This window comes from Alkalimonas delamerensis (assembly GCF_030717955.1).
Classification (GTDB): Bacteria; Pseudomonadota; Gammaproteobacteria; order Enterobacterales; family Alteromonadaceae; genus Alkalimonas; species Alkalimonas delamerensis.
Map to the genome: position 1 here is coordinate 811,578 of NZ_JAUZVY010000002.1, position 15,454 is coordinate 827,031.

A 15,454-nucleotide genomic window follows, 5' to 3' on the forward strand; every position below is an offset into this window, starting at 1 on the left:
GCTTTGTTACCGTTGCTGCAGGCAACTAGTGACCGCCTTGAAAAGGCTAGTTACCGGCCTGAAAGGCCTGGTTACCGCTGGCATAGCCAGCTAGTTACCGTTGCCGCAGGCAACTAGTGACCGCCGTGAAACGGCTAGTGACCGTTGCTGCAGGCAACTAGTGACCGCCGTGAAACGGCTAGTGACCGTTGCTGCAGGCAACTAGTGACCGCCGCGAAGCGGCTAGTTACCGCTCGCTTTGCGAGCTAGTGACCGCTGGCAAAGCCAGCTAGTTACTGCGTCATCGACGCAAGCAGCTGCTGCCATTCAGGCAAGCGGATGCCAAGCGCATGTTCCAGCTTATCGACACAAAGCCGTGAGTTCAGCGGCCGTTTGGCCGGCGTTGGGTAGTCGCTGCTGGGAATGGGCTGAATGGCCTCTGGCTGCAAGGCAAGCGTTTCCCCTTGCTTGATGGCCTGATGGACAATGGCTTTGGCAAAGTCGTACCAGCTGCCGTAGCCGCGTGGGGCCAGATGATAGACACCGCCAGCGATGGGCTGGCCTTGCAGGTAGCGCTGCAGAGTCTGCACACTGATGGCGGCAATCAGGCTGGCGGGGGTGGGAGCGCCGATTTGATCGGCGACGATGCTTAGCCCGGTTTTCTCTTTGGCCAGGCGCAGTATGGTGCTGCGAAAATTTTTGCCCTGGCCCGAGTAAACCCAGCTGGTGCGAAAGATCACCGCTTGCGGGCACTGCGCCAGCACCGCTAAATCACCTTTTAGTTTGCTGTAACCATAGTAATTCAGCGGGCCGGTTGGGCTGTCTTCTTGCCAGGGCTCGGTTCCGGTACCCGGGTAGACGTAATCGGTGGAATAGTGCAGCAGATAAGCCCCAGTTTGAGCGCAGTAACGAGCCAGCAGTTCTGGCAGCTGTGCATTGACTGCCAGGGCAAGTTCTTGCTCGGTTTCGGCCTGGTCTACCGCGGTGTAGGCTGCGGCATTGACAATCGCTTGTGGCCGATGCAGCGCCAAATAGCCCTGTACAGCAGTAGCATTGGCCAGATCCAGCTCGGAACGGCTGGGTGTTAGTAGCTCAGCCTGCCCTGCCAGTTGTTGTTTTAGCTCTGTGCCTACCTGGCCTGAGCTGCCGGTTATCATTAGTTGCATAACGTCCTTAAGTAAGTTTGTTGCTATGACTGGATGCTAAAGGCGATGGTAATCAAGTCTGAGATTTGGTTGCTCTGCTTTAGCCATCGCTTTCTGCACCATATAAGCTCCAGCACCGAGAAAAAGACAGCTACAGGTATAGAGGGTTGTCTATGCCGCTTACACTTTAAAAATATCACCTAAAGAACCATCTTTAAGCTTTTGTTGATAAAAGTCGAGATCGTCAACAGTATCAATCTCTAACCAACCACTTTCCACCGGAATCGACCGTACAAACCAGCCACTATCAATCAAGTGCTGGATATAGCTGGTGAGATACATATTATCGAAGTTTTTACCGTCATAAATAGCCTTCTTGTCCATTTGCAGCCATGCATTGACGAAGTCTTTTGCTTTCGCTGCTGCTACCTTGATCAGGCCCATGTATTGCCCCTGGATTTCATGGTAATTGGTTGGCTTCTTGCCAAGCTCGATAATCCTGTCGCCTGCCAACTTTAAGGTTTCTGCATCATCCAGAGGATTCTCCATTCGAAGGTCCCAAAGCCGCTTCCAGGCTTTGTCAATGGTCAACACTACAGGCCCCTGGGCAGCAAGAATGGCATCTAAAATACGCTGCTCGTAAACAATATCGCCGTATGTAATCAATACATCATCGTGGCCATCAAATAAATCACGCGCGTACATGAGCGTAGTCACCATATTGGTACTGGCGTAACAAGGATTAAGGATCTTATTGACACCAGCCCGGACAAGCTTGTCTTCACGATAACCTGCGACCACAGTGATATCGGTAATGCCTGCTTTTTTGAATGCATCCAACTGATAATCGATCAGTGCTTTACCACACAACTCGACCATGCATTTTGGTTTAGTGTTCGTGTGGGGACGAAGTCGAGTACCCTGCCCCGCAGCTAAAATTATTACGCGCATTTTAAAGACCAAAGTGGTTTTGAATAAGTTTTAAGTCATGAGAAGCAAAAGGTGTTTCTCGCTCAGGGTGCCACATGATTCCCAGCCAGGGTTTTTGAATATGCTGCATGGCTTCTATGACGCCATCATCACTAAGGGCTAACGCAGTGAATGCTGGTGAAAGCGTCTCTGTCACGATGGCCTGATGATGATAGCTGTTTACATCACGGATACTGAGGCCTCGAGCCCAATCACCGCTCAAGGAATGGCGTCTGGCTACATGCCCCTCAACCGTCCTGAGCTCTCCACCTTCCACATGATTGAGAAACTGCATACCGCGGCAAACACCCAGTACTGGCATCGCAAACTGTGCCGCGTAATCCAGTGATTTTTGTTCCAACTGATCTCTTTGCAGTGCTGTGCCAATGTCGTTTCCTCCGCTCAAAACCAATCCATCGACTTCTAACCCTTGCAGATAGTCCGCAACATCACTTAGCCCGCTGGGTAACACAATGGGTACTGCACTCATCTGTTCAAACAAAGCAGCCCATCTTGCATCCAAAGCATCTCTGAATTCATTGCGTCCGGGCACCTGGTCGTAACGTTGGCTGATTGCGATGCGTTTTTTGATCGGTTTCATTAGCGTAAAGGCCGTAACAGCTTATTGGCCGGGTCAAGTTCAATCGCCTTGGCCTGGGATAACTGTTTAAATAGCTGCTCGCCAACTCCTATTGCAGCCGATAGGCCAAACTCCGCAGAGCGTATTGCCATGTGCGAATTAGCACCACCATACATGGTAATCAGGCCCGCAATGCCTTGGCCAAAAAGCCAGTCAAAGCCGGGATCTGCTTGCGGAATAAGTACCACGACACCTTGCACATCAATGTCCCCTTGCTCGGTACCTCGCAAGTGGATGCATGGTGCCATTATCCGCTCAGAACCAATAAAGTTAGGCATGCCAGCACTTAACTCAAATGAATAAAAGTCATCTTTCCCAGTCAGTAAGGGTGGCAATTCGCAAGTAGCAGCAGACTTACGTTGACGTGCATTTTTACTGGCCTCTGCACGAAGGAAACCTTGTTGCTCACTAGCGCTTAGAGTAGTTTCCGAGAGCCCGAAAACATCATAAACAGATAAGTTAGCCCATTCCTCAACCGTTAAACCGAACTCAGACGCAAGCACACGCATCATATCGAGTGCTTCAGAAAGGTTACGACTAAAAATGAATTTCGCCTTTTCACGCCCTTCAATAGCATCGCGTAAAAATTGCTCCAATGCATCGCCACTAAAATCGAGCCCCAATGATTTAACTTTAGCAAAGAAGTTTGCTTTTTCTTCCAACCAGGCGCTCTGTGTTTTTACTGCGTGCTTTGCCTCCATCGCTGACTCAACAATGGGCCGCAGAAACTGCTCGGGATCATCCAAATAAGCCGGCGAGGTAATGTCATAAGTCCCTGGCCTGAGGTGGCCATAGATCGCAACAAAATGATCCCAACTCATTTTTCCAACAGCTGTGGCTTTAGCATCATCAGTCAGCTCATGCGATACCGTTCGTACACTGGACATAAAGTCATCCATCGCCAGCTGGGTTAACCAACCCTCTTTAACTCCCTCTTTCAAGAAGGTCACAGCAACAAAGCCGCTGCGTGCTAAATGTGCAAATGGTAAGGTGCCATACAAACGACATTCGTCCAGAAGCAAACGCACATTCCGGATACTCGCTACTTGTGGACGCTGCCGTCTTAAGTTTATTCGGTCTTGCAGCTTCGAAACATTACTTAAGTAGTCTTTTGTCTTCTCAACAGCATGCCGTGAAATATCTAAAAGCCCACTTTTTAACTTCGCAATAAGTTCGGCACTAAAGCCTCCTTCATGCTGCAAGCGTTCTTCCCAACGATAAAACGCAGGTCCAACACAAGTCGGTAGGACATCAAACTCAACTTTGTCATGCAGTTTTGGATTTGCTTTCAGGTAACTCAAATAGAAATTTACGAACTGGCCTGCTTCTTCGTCATTTATATTCTTAGGAATGAAAGAGTTAAAGCTTGCGCGTACATCCACATAGGGTTTACCAGCAAAAGATACAAGCAGGGGATGAGGCCTGACATCGCGATAACCATACTCTGCTCTTTGTGTAGCCCAGGTTTCATCCATAATAAGATATTTATACAAGGTTTCAGCCAGCTTCCCTGGGTTCGTACCTATAATTTCCGCAGGATTCCAGTCAGGCATGACACCGTACAAAGGATGATCGCCTGCCAGGTGAGGAGCCGCAACTTCAAGCTTTGCCCATGATGTTTCTGCTTGTAACAAAGCCTCGTTGCAAGCATCACAACTGGCCTCATCATCAGTTTTTTGCACGGCTATCGGCCGGATCTGAAGGATATGCACGAGCTCGTCTTCGGTCATGGCAAACTCAATATCCAATGAGTCAAAGCTCAACAAGTTCTCGATTTCTTTCATTGCCTCCAATAGCGGCAATAACCTGGCGTTGGCTACCTGGTGGGCACTAGCACCACGACGGACGACCAATGTTTTATGATCCCTGCCATTGCCTGTCGTTATTCCGTCCGTGCTGCCTGTTTCATCATAGTTAATCACGTAGTAGGGTGATCCATGCTCCAGTGTTCTGGTAAAAGCCACTCCACTGCGAATCACATTCTTTAGCATCGGCTGAACCAGCACCTGATCATCAGGTTGGGGGTTGTGGTAGGACGCGATCACCTCTTCTATCGCAGACTCCAGGTGATCATCATTTGCATCAACGTTAAGAATACTGGTGTAAGCGCCTGCATTAGAATGCGTAAATGAATCTTCACTGCGTGCACTGGAGCGAACAATAAGTAAAGCATCATGAAAGGTGTTCTGAATATGTGCTATCAATGTTGCTTTTTGCTTGCGCCATTGCTTTACTTCAAATGAAACCTGATCTGCAATAACAGACTTCGACACAATTTGCTGCATTCGTGCTAAGGTCTCAGCTTTGGTGCCCAACACAAAGCGAACAATATCAAAATCAGAGCCCACTTCGGCCCAATCACCGTGAACATCAACCGCGTCAACATGCACCCCAGTCCCTCTTAATACTTCAACCAGATCGGCAACTGTTGCTGTTTTAAAACGTTCGGTCTGATGTCTGAATACATGGGCTAACCGTTTGAGTGCCTCACCTTTAAAGCGAACCAGGCCTACAAAAGTCCCGTTTGACAAATACGAAGGTAGTTCCCCTGCACGTTGCAATTCGCAATCACGCACATACACACGCTCTGGTTTCTTACCTGATTTGGAGCTGACGGCTTTGATGACACGACTATCCCAAGCGATAGCTAAATCTGACGTACTTGCCCGCAATGCTTCTACGGCCTGGTTTCGGAATAGAGTATCGCCATAGCAAACAATCAGCTCACTTTCATTGCGGAAGTCATTCTCTGAGAGCTGGAGCGATTGAACCACCAGGGATAGTGAATACGCACTTCCAGTGACCTGCCAGAGTGGATTGTTCACCGTCTGCGCAATCTGGTCTGTGTTGGTTATCAGTTCTTTTTCAAAACCAACCACCAGGAATGTTTGCATCGCCTCAAACGCGCGAATTTGCCAGTTTAAAATGGTATCACTGGCACCAATGAGCTGCGCCGGGGAAGGCTTTGACCCAACATGTGGTACCCCTGCGGATAAAATGACGGCGTTCACGCTACTATCTTGCATCAAATGACTCGATTCAGCTGGTCTATGTTATTCATCATAGAATGCTAGAGCATTCGGAGCCATAAATCGACAAAAACCAGGCAGTGGTTGGTGCCCTCAGAGCCAGGACGCACCCTAAGCGCTCGGTTGAGGCTGACATAGCCAACTAATCACGATCGCTTCGCAGCCAACGGCTCCCACCAATCCCGACGAGCCAGATACCACTGCACCGTTTTGCGCAACCCCGTTTCAAAGGTTTCCTGAGGCACCCAGCCCAGTTCGCGTTCTAGTTTGGAGGCGTCGATGGCGTAGCGTCGATCGTGGCCGGGACGGTCTTGAACGAAAGTTAGCAAACTTTCGTAGTGTTGAATGTTGAGTTTTGAATGTTGAATGGGGGCCAATTCTTCCAGAATTGTACAGATGGAACGGACTACTTCGATGTTTTGTTTTTCGTTGTGGCCGCCGATGTTGTAGGTTTCGCCTACCTGGCCCTTGGTTGCCACGCACAGCAAAGCTCTGGCGTGATCTTCCACGTAGAGCCAGTCGCGGATTTGCTGGCCATTGCCATACACCGGTAAGGGTTTCCCTGCCAGAGCATTTAAAATGGTGAGTGGGATCAGTTTTTCCGGAAAATGGTAAGGACCGTAGTTGTTGGAGCAATTCGTAATTAAGGTCGGCAGGCCATAGGTACGCTGCCAGGCCCGCACCAGATGATCGGAGCTGGCTTTGCTGGCCGAGTATGGCGAGCTGGGGGCATAGGGCGTGGTTTCGGTGAATAAGTCATCTGTGCCGGCCAAATCGCCGTAGACTTCGTCGGTCGAGATGTGATGAAAGCGAAAGCTCTGCTGTTTATCTGCAGTCAGGCTTTGCCAGTAGTGGCGGCTGGCCTCCAACAAGCTGTAAGTACCAACAATGTTGGTTTGAATAAAGGCCGCCGGCCCGTCGATAGAGCGGTCAACATGGCTTTCTGCTGCCAGATGCATGATCACATCGGGTTGAAACTGCTGGATGCATTGCTGCATTTTGGCCTGAACGCAAATGTCGGCCTGAACAAACTGATAGCCGCTATGATCCGCCACTTCGGCCAGAGATGCCAGGTTGCCAGCGTAGGTCAGTTTATCAATCACCAGCACCTGATGCGGCGTGGCGGTTAGCAGGTATCGGACCAGTGCCGAGCCAATAAAGCCGGCACCACCGGTGACCATAATACGTAAACTCATGTTTGCTGCTCGCTTGGTTGCTTGCTGGCGTCAGAGTGGGCTGCGGCCAGCCCCAACGCCTCGATAATTTGCCGGTTGATTTTCACCACGTCAAACTTCTGCTCGGCCAACTGGCGGCTGTATTGCCCCATGGCATCAATTTGCTCCGGGTGGTCAATAAAGTACAGCATCTGCTCAGTCAGGGCATCGACATTGTGCGGCGGAATTAAAAAGCCGTTTTTACCTTGCTCGACGGTTTCCCGGCAACCGGGCATATCGGTGGTAATCACTGGCAAGCCAACGGCCATGGCTTCCTGGGTACTGCGCGGTACACCTTCACGGTAATAGGACGGCAGCACAAAAACACTGGCTTGTGCCAGGTAATCCACCACATTGTTGACCAGGCCCGGATAGACAATCAAGCCACTTGCTACCGCTGCTGCAAGTTCGGCTTTGCTGATGGAGCCTTTGGCAGTATCGGGCTGCCCAACCACCACAAACTCGACGTTTGGATGGCTGGCTTTAATGCGCTCTGCAGCTTGCAGAAAGTAGCGGATGCCTTTTTCCTGCAACAGGCGGCCAACAAAAATAAAGCGGATAGGCTCCAGCTGTGGCGGGTGGTACGGATAGCGCGCCAGACAGGTGCCAATGCCGTTTAGCATGGTGAGTTTAGGGATAGGGATCCGGTAGTGGTGAATAAGATCCTGGTAGTCATCCGGGTTCAGCAAAAACACCTGCTGTGTTTTCGGCAATACAAAACGATACAAGGCGACTTGCACCCGGCGCACCAGACGGCAACGCACACCAGCCCCTTCCGGGGGTTCGATAAAGGCACGGCCCAGCCCTTCAATTTTGGCAACCCGGTAAGGCACTTTGGCCAGCCAGGCCGCCAGGGTGCCAAAAATAACCGGTTTGACGAAGTAACAAAAGCTGACCTCAATTCGATACTGCCGGAACAAACGGTACAACTGCCAACTGGTGCCTAAATCATTGAAGGGGTTGTAGCTAAAGCGATTGAGTTGGTAGCCAACCGGAATGGCCCCAAGAGCCTGCACTGCGGCTTCACTGTGTTCGTTGTAGTCGGTGGCAAAGGCATAGACCTGATGACCAGCCGCGACCAGCTCCCGGATCAGGTCGCTGCGAAAATTCAGCAGTGCCTGCGTCAATGAGCCCACCACTGCGATACGGACGGACTGAGGTGTCGAAACTGGCGTAATTTGGTTTTGCTGCATTACTTCATTCCAAACAGCAGGTTTAAAACACGGCGTATGCCTTTACGTCCGTGCAGGGTAAGTCGTTCCAGCAGCGAAGGCTGCCGCTGACGACGCAGTTCCAGTTCATCTAAAATCTGCTCTGGTGAGCTAAAGCCCCCAGTCACGCTGCTCAGATACCGCGGATACGCTATCAGCGTGCAGTACACCAGAGTCGCCAAATCGAGTTGACGGTTTCGTCTTGGCATGGGTTTCCTATCTTCCGTTAGCCCCCAACCGGCATAAAAAGGCCAGCCATAACACACCACTTTTTTACCGCGCAATAAGGCTTCAAAACCAGTGAGCGAGGTCATCAGATGAACTTCATCCACCTGTGGCAGCATTTCCGCCATGCTGGTATCCAGTGCCAGCTCATCGCACCACTGTGCAGCGTTATCTTCACCCTGCCCTTTGGCACGAGCGCCAGCATACACATCCGGGTGCGGTTTATAAATCACCCAGGCATCGGGGTTGCGCTGCCGGACCTGTTGCAACAGCTCCAGATTGGTACGCACTTGATGGGCACCAAATTCGATGGAGGCATCACGCTCCACTTGCCCCGGTACCAGAATCACCCGCTGCTTGCCCTGAGGCCTTTGCCAGCCAGTCTGACCTACATTGTATTTGGTAATGCCTTGCTGGCAAATTCGTTGTTGCAACGCCTCTGCCCGCTGGCGTTGGCTTGGCGTTAGCTGCTGCTGTTGCAGCAGCTGTTCCAGATCCGAGGGCTGGCCCGCATCAAAGTACAACCCTTGCTGATCGAGGATCCAGGACAGTGGCTGGGCGAATTCGGCGCCCAGCCCCACCGAGCGAATAAAGCCATCTTCTAACCGAACCAAGCTTAAACCAGGCTGAACAACCGGAAGCTCCCGCCGCCCCCAGACCAACAGGGTGCCATGCTTTGGCAGCGGTTGGCCTTTGGCGATAAAGGTTACCCGGCTGCCCTGCACAAAATGCTGCAGCTTTTTGCGCCAAAACCGAGAAAAGCCATACGCAAAGACCTCAGGTGGCAACTGCAGTCGCATCCGTTGCTGATGACCGGCCCACTCCAGCAATGCCTGTGCAGAGCATGGAGAGTTGGGCTCCGGGTGCAGCGCCTGGCTCCCTGCCAAAATGGCATAATGCACCAACAGCTCTGCGCTAAAACCCGGTTTGGCGGCGAAAGGCCCAACACAGCCCTGATAACTGGCCAGCGGGGAGTCCTGCAGGCACCAAAGCGGCTTTTGCCACAGAATGGCCTCTAATGCCAACGGCGAACGATGGCAGAACACCCGGCTGCAGTGCTGCATGAGTAGAGCGGTATGGCAAGCCCTTTGAAAGTGCAGTCGGGGCAGCAGCGCTTTTAGCTCATCGATGCTGGCAAGCTGCTGTTGCACCACTTGCAGCTGTTTTTGACAGTTCGGGGTATTGGCCGCCAGGCATAGCATGGGCTCATCGAACACGGCTGCAGCTTGCAGCATCTGCCGAACCATCGACTCGGTGCAGCTGTGATCAATCAGTAGAAGCTGGTAGCTCTGCTGCGGTAGCGCAGGTGGACGCAAATAATTGCTGCCAGCGAGGCCGAGCTGCTGCCAACTGCGAATAAAGTCATGGCTGCTTTGCTGTTGCTCAGCGGTCAGCGCTGTGGTCAGTTGCTGGCGCCAGGCGACCAGAGCTGCAGCATGTCCCAACTGCGCGGCAACAAAATTGTCTGCTGCCACCAGTAAGGGCCAAAAACCCTTGCTGGTCTGTTCTTGCAGCACGCAGGCCTGATGGCCTGCCATGCGGTTGGCATTAATCGATGTGATCACGAATAATGGCGCGGGTCAGCTGGGTAATGGCGGCAAGGATAATGGCAAAGAATAGTACCACAATAAAATTGTACAAACGCCTCGGCTCCACCGAGTACTCGGCATAGGTCGGATGCTGCAGGATCGAGATTTGTTTTAACTTACGCGCGGCTTCAACCCGGGTGTTTTCCAATACCAGCAAGGAGTTGGAGTATAGCTCTAACGCAAACTGAGCTTGCAGCGTTAAGGTTTCGAACTCAGCGGAAATCCGGTTCAGTGCATCGCCATCGGCAGTGGCCATTTTGCGGCGCTCTTGCTGAATTTGGGTAGTCAGCGCCTGGATTTGGCTGTCCAACCGCTGCATCTCCGGCGAGCTGGCACTTTGGAAGCTGCTGGCCGCTTTGCGCTGCGCCTCCAGCAGGGCTTTTTGCGCTTCCAGCTGAGCGACGATCATCATGATGCTTTCGACCGAGCCGGTTGGTGACACCAGACCATGGGTATTTTGAAAATCCAGCAGCCTTTCCCGGGCGGCAAACAGGCGATCGGCCAACACCTCAACCTGACCTTCGATAAAGGCGACCTGCTCTTCGGCCAGCCGCTGCCCCATCCGGTTCATATGGCGCTCCCCTTCATCCAGCAGGGTCTGGGCAATCTGCTGGGCCATCTCGGGGCTGTAGGCCTGCACGCGAATACGCAGCACATTGGCGTAATCATCGAAACGAATATCGACTCGTTTTTGAAAATAATTGTGGAAGGTTTCGATGGGAGCGTTCTTGGCCAGCCTGGACCAGTAATCAATGCTGCTGTCTGAGTAATGCGCTCTTAGCTGCAGTTTCGCTTCCAGGGTATTGAGCATATCCACCGATAGCATGAAGTCCCGCAGCAGCAGCAAATCACCAGCCCCCCCGGTACCAGACAACAAGGACGAAAAGTTTAAGTTAGCAGGCATGATATCCGGGCTTTTTAATACTATATGACTTTCTGAGACATATCGATCCGTCGCCAAAACAGACCAGTAAAGCATCGAAATTAAGATGGCAGCCAAGGCGGCTACCCAGTGAGGATTTTGCTTCAATCGATTCATTTACCAATACTCTTGTTGTAATCTTTAATGGCATCGCCCAGTTTGTCGTACCAAATGGCCTGCCCTTTGTGCAGCCAGATGCCGGCTTGACACAGGTCCTGCAAAATACCCACACTGTGCGACACCATAATCAAGCTTGACCTGCCTACGCGATCGCGAAAGGCTTTTTTCGCTTTGTTCTTAAAGGCCGTATCACCAACTGCTGTGGCTTCGTCGGAAATGTAGACATCAAAATCAAAAGCCAGTGACAAGCCAAAAGCCAGACGACTGCGCATGCCACTGGAGTAGGTTCTGACAGGCTGGTCAAATGCTTTGCCGATTTCGGCAAATTCCTGCACATACTCCATAATGTGCCGCATCCGATCTTCACCACCGTGGATGCGGGCAACAAACTTTACATTTTGCCGGCCAGTCATGCTGCCTTGAAAGCCGCCTTTAAGACCGATGGGCCAGGAGATTTTACTCCGGGTTATGATGTCCCCTTTGTCGGGCATGTCCATCCGCGCCAGCAGTTTCAGCAGGGTCGATTTGCCGGCGCCATTTCGTCCGATCAAACCAACGCTGACCCCTTGTGGAATAACAAAGTTGACATCTTTCAGTACCCAATCACCACCGAACGGGCCGTGATAGCGTTTGTAGAGGTTGCGGACTTCAATCATTGCGCTATCAGCCTCGCTTTTAAACGGATCTGCAGCATCAGGCCCAGCAGTATCATGATCAGCGCGAAGGTGAGCGGATACAGTAAGTTGATGCCTTCGATACTGCGGTACGCCGGGAAAAAGCCATAGCGCATGCTCTCTATCGAATGCAAGATTGGATTGTAAATCAAGTACTCTTGCACTCTTCGTGGCATAAATTGCACAGGAATAATAACACCGGATAAAAAATACAATGGGAACATCAGCATACCGATAATCTTTTGCGCTTCCTGCACTAAGGAGACCACGACAGAGAACAACAAGCCCAAGCCAAGGCCGAGCAGCCAAAGGGTGAGCCAGCCCTGAATGGCCTTCAGCACGTGATGAGGAATAATGTCCATGCCCAGAAAGGCGGCACCGGATACCAGTATCATAAAAATGATGGATTTGAAGGTCGCCTCCAGTGCAGCCCGAACCAGCACGGTATCGACCGGATGCACCTGACGATAGGCAAAAAGGCCGCCGTTGGCATTGATGGCCGACATCGAACGTGTTGCTGAATTACGAAACAACAAAAAGCCCATGATGCCGACGATCAAAAAGGGAATGAAGTCTGCTCCGGGAATGAAGCGGACCCGGCCTAAAAACTCCCGCACCGTGATCATGATCATGATATGCGCTATCGGCTCCAGCAACATCCAGGTCCAGCCGAAGCGATCACCGGTCATCCGCGCCATGGCTTCACGCATAAAGAGCGCATGCCAAACGTGCAAGGTAACCTGTAAGGAGCTGCGCTCTTTCATGACGAACTGTGCCTTAGGCCGTTAAATATCCAATGCAACTTTGGCTGCAATGGCTATTTGATACAGGATCTGCGTTAAGGTCGAGGCCAGCTGCAAATTCTTGGTGGTGACGGCTGGCAACACCAGGATTTCATCGCCTGGGCGCAGCTCAACTTCACGGGCGTTGCGGACTTCGCCGTTTTGACGGACGATCAAAATACGACGCTTATCGGCATGCTGACTAAAACCACCGGCGGCTTCGATGTAGTCCCAGGCGCTCATGCCCGGTACAAAAATCGAGGCTTGCGGAATGTAGACTTCACCGCTGACCAAAATGGAATCGGATTTCTCCGGAATGGTAATGACATCACCATCTTGCAAACGCAAGTCCAGCAACTGATCGCGGTGGCTGACCACCAGACGACCATTGGGCTCCACTTCACGGGCCCGGGCGACAAAGGCACTGATCAGCTCAGCTTCACGCACCCGGATGGCAGACTCTTCCGCAGTGGAGGACGACGCCCCCAGGTAGGTGGTTTCCAAACGGCGCAGCGATTCGTTCAGCGATTCGCGCTGACGATCGGCCACACTGACCCGCCGAATCGAGATGCTGCGGGTTTCGGCGATGGCCTGGTCGACCGGAATGTTGTCCAGCAACTGATGCAGGGTGGCGTTTTTCGGCAGAATAAAGAAGGATGGCCCGTAGTAACTGCCTTCCAGTTGCACCACGATGGTATCGGCATGCTGGTCGGCTACAAAAACCACTTCATCGCCATTGGCAATTTTCAGTTCTGCAAAAGAGGCCAGCTGCTGATAGTTGGCATAAGGCCCGGAAGCGCGCTGGCCCCGTACCAGGGCATGAGACACACCAGCATCCAGTTGCGCCAGCTGCTTTAAGGTGGCACCGTACAGCACATCATCGCTCAGCTCGTAAAAATAAGCCCGGCCCACATCGCCATGCACAGCGATTTGCGGACCACGGCGTTCAACCAGAATGGTGTCGCCATTTTGCAATTGCGCGTGGTCCAGCTTGCCTTCCAGCAAAAAATCGTACAAATCCATTTCTGCAATGGTCTCGCCTTGCCGCAGCAGACGGATACGGCGGTAACTGCCCTGCTCTTCATCAATGCCACTGGCCTGATCAAGGAAATAAAGAATGGAGTCGCTGGGAACGCCGGCGTAACGGCCCGGCTTGTTGACAAAACCCGTCACGAACACAGCCACTGGCTGCACGCCTTGCAAATTGGTGTAGACGTACACATTGTCCGGGTAGACTTTGCTCACTGCGTTACGGACAATGCTGTCCAGCTGGCCGTGGCTGACGCCTTTGACCTGCACTGGACCGATGCTGGGGATAAAGATGTTACCCTGGGCATCGACCGGTAAGACGCGATCAATATCGACAGCGCCCCAAACCCTTAAGGTCACCTGATCACCCGGCAGGATGCGGTAATCCGGGTTTAACCCATCGGCTCGGGTACCACGGAAGCCGCCGCTGAACAGTTCTGCGCCGAAGGGGCGCATCTCGCGGCTGATGCCCTGCTCCATTGTTGGCACCGGGCCATAGCTGCCTTGCTGCCAATTGACATTGGAAACCGGCTCTTGCAGCATGCTTTGCTGAGCCTGGCGGGCCTGCGCTTCTTGCATGGCTTCAGACATCGGGCTGGCAGAAGCAGTGCTGTGACAGGCGATAAAGCCAGCAAGCAGAGCCCCAATAAAATGGCCAGGACGCATAAAGATGTGTTTCATCGTGTTCTTCCGTTAGGTGCCTGCCAACGGCAAGCACAAAGTTCTATTCGCGGCTTCAAAATGCCAGAGCCCGGCCCTGATACCACTGCTCGGCTTCATTTCGACACACCAGGGCGTTTTGCGGCTGTGCCCCGCTGGTAAGTTGTAAGGTTAAGCAAAGTCGGTTGCTGGCAGAAAAGTAACGATCCTTCACCGTCACCTGCGCCGGGCTGCCCCAGGGCGACTCTGGCAACTGCAGCTGGTCGCCGCTATTGGCCGCTGTCAATAGGGCAAAACTGCTGGCCGGTAACAAAGGCGAAGCGGCGATGGAGTTGGCTGCCAACACGGCATTGGAATTGGATTGGGTACTGGCACAAGCTGCCAACAGACCGAGGCTGGCCGTCATCAGCAGCACTTGAATTTTGGTTCGGGTGTTTTGCATAAAGTCCATCTTCTGTGGGCATCTAACTGCCTTTTATCAGGCCGAAGTCTCTGCTGTTGCAGGTCTTGAGCTTAAAGCTACAGCGCGAAAATAGTATCACTTCAACCGATCGGACGCCAGCATCAAATAAGACTGTCAGCACAAATGCAACAAATATAAACAAATTCCACCGAACTGGCTTCAGGCAGGACAGAAGCTGTGCTTTCTGATAAGCTGACGCCCTGCTGTCAGGTCGTTTTACTACTACGAGGTTTCCATGTTTTTCAACAGCCAACGCATTCCTGAGCTGGAAGGTTTAAACTTTGCCGAACGGATGCAGGTGATGCGTACCGCCGCCGACCGTTTGTCGGTGCCGAAGAAGTTTGTGCTGAATATTTTAAAGCTGGTGATTTTGTTTGTATTTTTTCTGATGATGGCGCAGGCCAACGACTGGCGCATTATTCCTTATGCCATTGCTTTGATTGTGGTGTATCCGGCCGTCACCCGGCCGGTTACTTACTGGTTGTGCCGGCCTTTGTTGCCGGTGGTGCGAAAGGAAGTTGAGGACGAGGCTGCTAAGCAGCCGTGACCAGCTCCTGGGGCTTGGTGACCGCTGGCAAGGCCAGCTAGTGACCGTTGCCCTAGCAACTAGTGACCGCTGGCAGGCCAGCTAGTGACCGTTGCCCTAGCAACTAGTGACCGCTGGCAAGGCCTGCTAGTGACCGTTGCCCTAGCAACTAGTGACCGCTGGCAGGCCAGCTAGTAACCGTTGCCCTAGCAACTAGTGACCGCTGGCAAGGCCAGCTAGTAACCGTTGCCATAGGCAACTAGTGACCGCTGGCAAA

13 protein-coding genes are annotated in these 15,454 nt (G+C 52.3%); 1 reads left to right on the forward strand and 12 read right to left on the reverse strand.

Annotation, left to right across the window (positions count from 1 at the left end; translation table 11 throughout):
* Positions 1–272 precede the first annotated feature (272 nt).
* From rfbD to Q3O59_RS08235, 12 genes are all read right to left on the reverse strand, one after another.
* Positions 273–1,145: a dTDP-4-dehydrorhamnose reductase gene (rfbD, locus tag Q3O59_RS08180; RefSeq protein ID WP_305945091.1), complete on the reverse strand. Its 873-nt coding sequence runs from the start codon at positions 1,143–1,145 to the stop codon at positions 273–275.
* 159 nt (positions 1,146–1,304) lie between these two features.
* Positions 1,305–2,075 carry a phosphocholine cytidylyltransferase family protein gene (locus Q3O59_RS08185; protein WP_305945092.1) on the reverse strand — a complete coding sequence of 257 codons (771 nt, stop codon included), beginning with the start codon at positions 2,073–2,075 and terminating at the stop codon, positions 1,305–1,307.
* A 1-nt stretch (position 2,076) separates the two neighbouring features.
* A complete protein-coding gene (locus tag Q3O59_RS08190; RefSeq protein WP_305945093.1) occupies positions 2,077–2,694 on the reverse strand; it encodes a gamma-glutamyl-gamma-aminobutyrate hydrolase family protein in 618 nt (205 codons plus the stop codon).
* Positions 2,694–5,759, reverse strand: a complete 3,066-nt coding sequence (locus tag Q3O59_RS08195) for a PEP/pyruvate-binding domain-containing protein (protein WP_305945094.1) — start codon at positions 5,757–5,759, stop codon at positions 2,694–2,696. The genes Q3O59_RS08190 and Q3O59_RS08195 overlap by 1 nt, the downstream gene beginning before the upstream one ends.
* Before the next feature lie 149 nt (positions 5,760–5,908).
* Positions 5,909–6,958, reverse strand: coding sequence for a dTDP-glucose 4,6-dehydratase (gene rfbB, locus Q3O59_RS08200; protein ID WP_305945095.1), 1,050 nt, complete (start codon positions 6,956–6,958; stop codon positions 5,909–5,911).
* Positions 6,955–8,169 carry a glycosyltransferase family 4 protein gene (locus tag Q3O59_RS08205; RefSeq protein WP_305945096.1) on the reverse strand — a complete coding sequence of 405 codons (1,215 nt, stop codon included), beginning with the start codon at positions 8,167–8,169 and terminating at the stop codon, positions 6,955–6,957. The genes rfbB and Q3O59_RS08205 overlap by 4 nt, the downstream gene beginning before the upstream one ends.
* The gene (locus tag Q3O59_RS08210; RefSeq protein WP_305945097.1) at positions 8,169–9,977 is read right to left on the reverse strand and encodes a capsular polysaccharide export protein, LipB/KpsS family; all 1,809 of its coding nucleotides are present in this window, start codon (positions 9,975–9,977) and stop codon (positions 8,169–8,171) included. Before Q3O59_RS08210 ends, Q3O59_RS08205 begins: the two co-directional genes overlap by 1 nt.
* Positions 9,961–10,905, reverse strand: coding sequence for a KpsE/RkpR family capsule polysaccharide export protein (locus Q3O59_RS08215; RefSeq protein WP_305945098.1), 945 nt, complete (start codon positions 10,903–10,905; stop codon positions 9,961–9,963). The genes Q3O59_RS08210 and Q3O59_RS08215 overlap by 17 nt, the downstream gene beginning before the upstream one ends.
* 131 nt (positions 10,906–11,036) lie before the next feature.
* Positions 11,037–11,699, reverse strand: a complete 663-nt coding sequence (locus tag Q3O59_RS08220) for an ABC transporter ATP-binding protein (RefSeq protein WP_305945099.1) — start codon at positions 11,697–11,699, stop codon at positions 11,037–11,039.
* Positions 11,696–12,481 carry an ABC transporter permease gene (locus Q3O59_RS08225; RefSeq protein ID WP_305945100.1) on the reverse strand — a complete coding sequence of 262 codons (786 nt, stop codon included), beginning with the start codon at positions 12,479–12,481 and terminating at the stop codon, positions 11,696–11,698. The genes Q3O59_RS08220 and Q3O59_RS08225 overlap by 4 nt, the downstream gene beginning before the upstream one ends.
* A gap of 21 nt (positions 12,482–12,502) precedes the next feature.
* Positions 12,503–14,209 (reverse strand): polysaccharide biosynthesis/export family protein, encoded by a 1,707-nt coding sequence (locus tag Q3O59_RS08230; protein WP_305945101.1) that lies wholly within the window; start codon positions 14,207–14,209, stop codon positions 12,503–12,505.
* Positions 14,210–14,264: 55 nt separating this feature from the next.
* On the reverse strand, positions 14,265–14,630 hold the full coding sequence (locus Q3O59_RS08235; RefSeq protein WP_305945102.1) for an RT0821/Lpp0805 family surface protein: 366 nt from the start codon (positions 14,628–14,630) through the stop codon (positions 14,265–14,267).
* A 256-nt stretch (positions 14,631–14,886) separates the two neighbouring features.
* Between Q3O59_RS08235 and Q3O59_RS08240 the strand changes: the two genes are divergently transcribed.
* A complete protein-coding gene (locus Q3O59_RS08240) occupies positions 14,887–15,198 on the forward strand; it encodes a DUF6170 family protein (protein ID WP_305945103.1) in 312 nt (103 codons plus the stop codon).
* Positions 15,199–15,454 lie beyond the last annotated feature (256 nt).

Excerpts from the sequence above, each read along its gene's own strand:
- rfbD (WP_305945091.1), bottom strand. The coding sequence starts at position 1,145 with ATGCAACTAATGATAACCGGCAGCTCAGGCCAGGTAGGCACAGAGCTA.
- Q3O59_RS08185 (WP_305945092.1), bottom strand. The coding sequence starts at position 2,075 with ATGCGCGTAATAATTTTAGCTGCGGGGCAGGGTACTCGACTTCGTCCC.
- Q3O59_RS08190 (WP_305945093.1), bottom strand. The coding sequence starts at position 2,694 with ATGAAACCGATCAAAAAACGCATCGCAATCAGCCAACGTTACGACCAG.
- Q3O59_RS08195 (WP_305945094.1), bottom strand. The coding sequence starts at position 5,759 with ATGCAAGATAGTAGCGTGAACGCCGTCATTTTATCCGCAGGGGTACCA.
- rfbB (WP_305945095.1), bottom strand. The coding sequence starts at position 6,958 with ATGAGTTTACGTATTATGGTCACCGGTGGTGCCGGCTTTATTGGCTCG.
- Q3O59_RS08205 (WP_305945096.1), bottom strand. The coding sequence starts at position 8,169 with ATGCAGCAAAACCAAATTACGCCAGTTTCGACACCTCAGTCCGTCCGT.
- Q3O59_RS08215 (WP_305945098.1), bottom strand. The coding sequence starts at position 10,905 with ATGCCTGCTAACTTAAACTTTTCGTCCTTGTTGTCTGGTACCGGGGGG.
- Q3O59_RS08220 (WP_305945099.1), bottom strand. The coding sequence starts at position 11,699 with ATGATTGAAGTCCGCAACCTCTACAAACGCTATCACGGCCCGTTCGGT.
- Q3O59_RS08225 (WP_305945100.1), bottom strand. The coding sequence starts at position 12,481 with ATGAAAGAGCGCAGCTCCTTACAGGTTACCTTGCACGTTTGGCATGCG.
- Q3O59_RS08230 (WP_305945101.1), bottom strand. The coding sequence starts at position 14,209 with ATGAAACACATCTTTATGCGTCCTGGCCATTTTATTGGGGCTCTGCTT.
- Q3O59_RS08235 (WP_305945102.1), bottom strand. The coding sequence starts at position 14,630 with ATGCAAAACACCCGAACCAAAATTCAAGTGCTGCTGATGACGGCCAGC.
- Q3O59_RS08240 (WP_305945103.1), top strand. The coding sequence starts at position 14,887 with ATGTTTTTCAACAGCCAACGCATTCCTGAGCTGGAAGGTTTAAACTTT.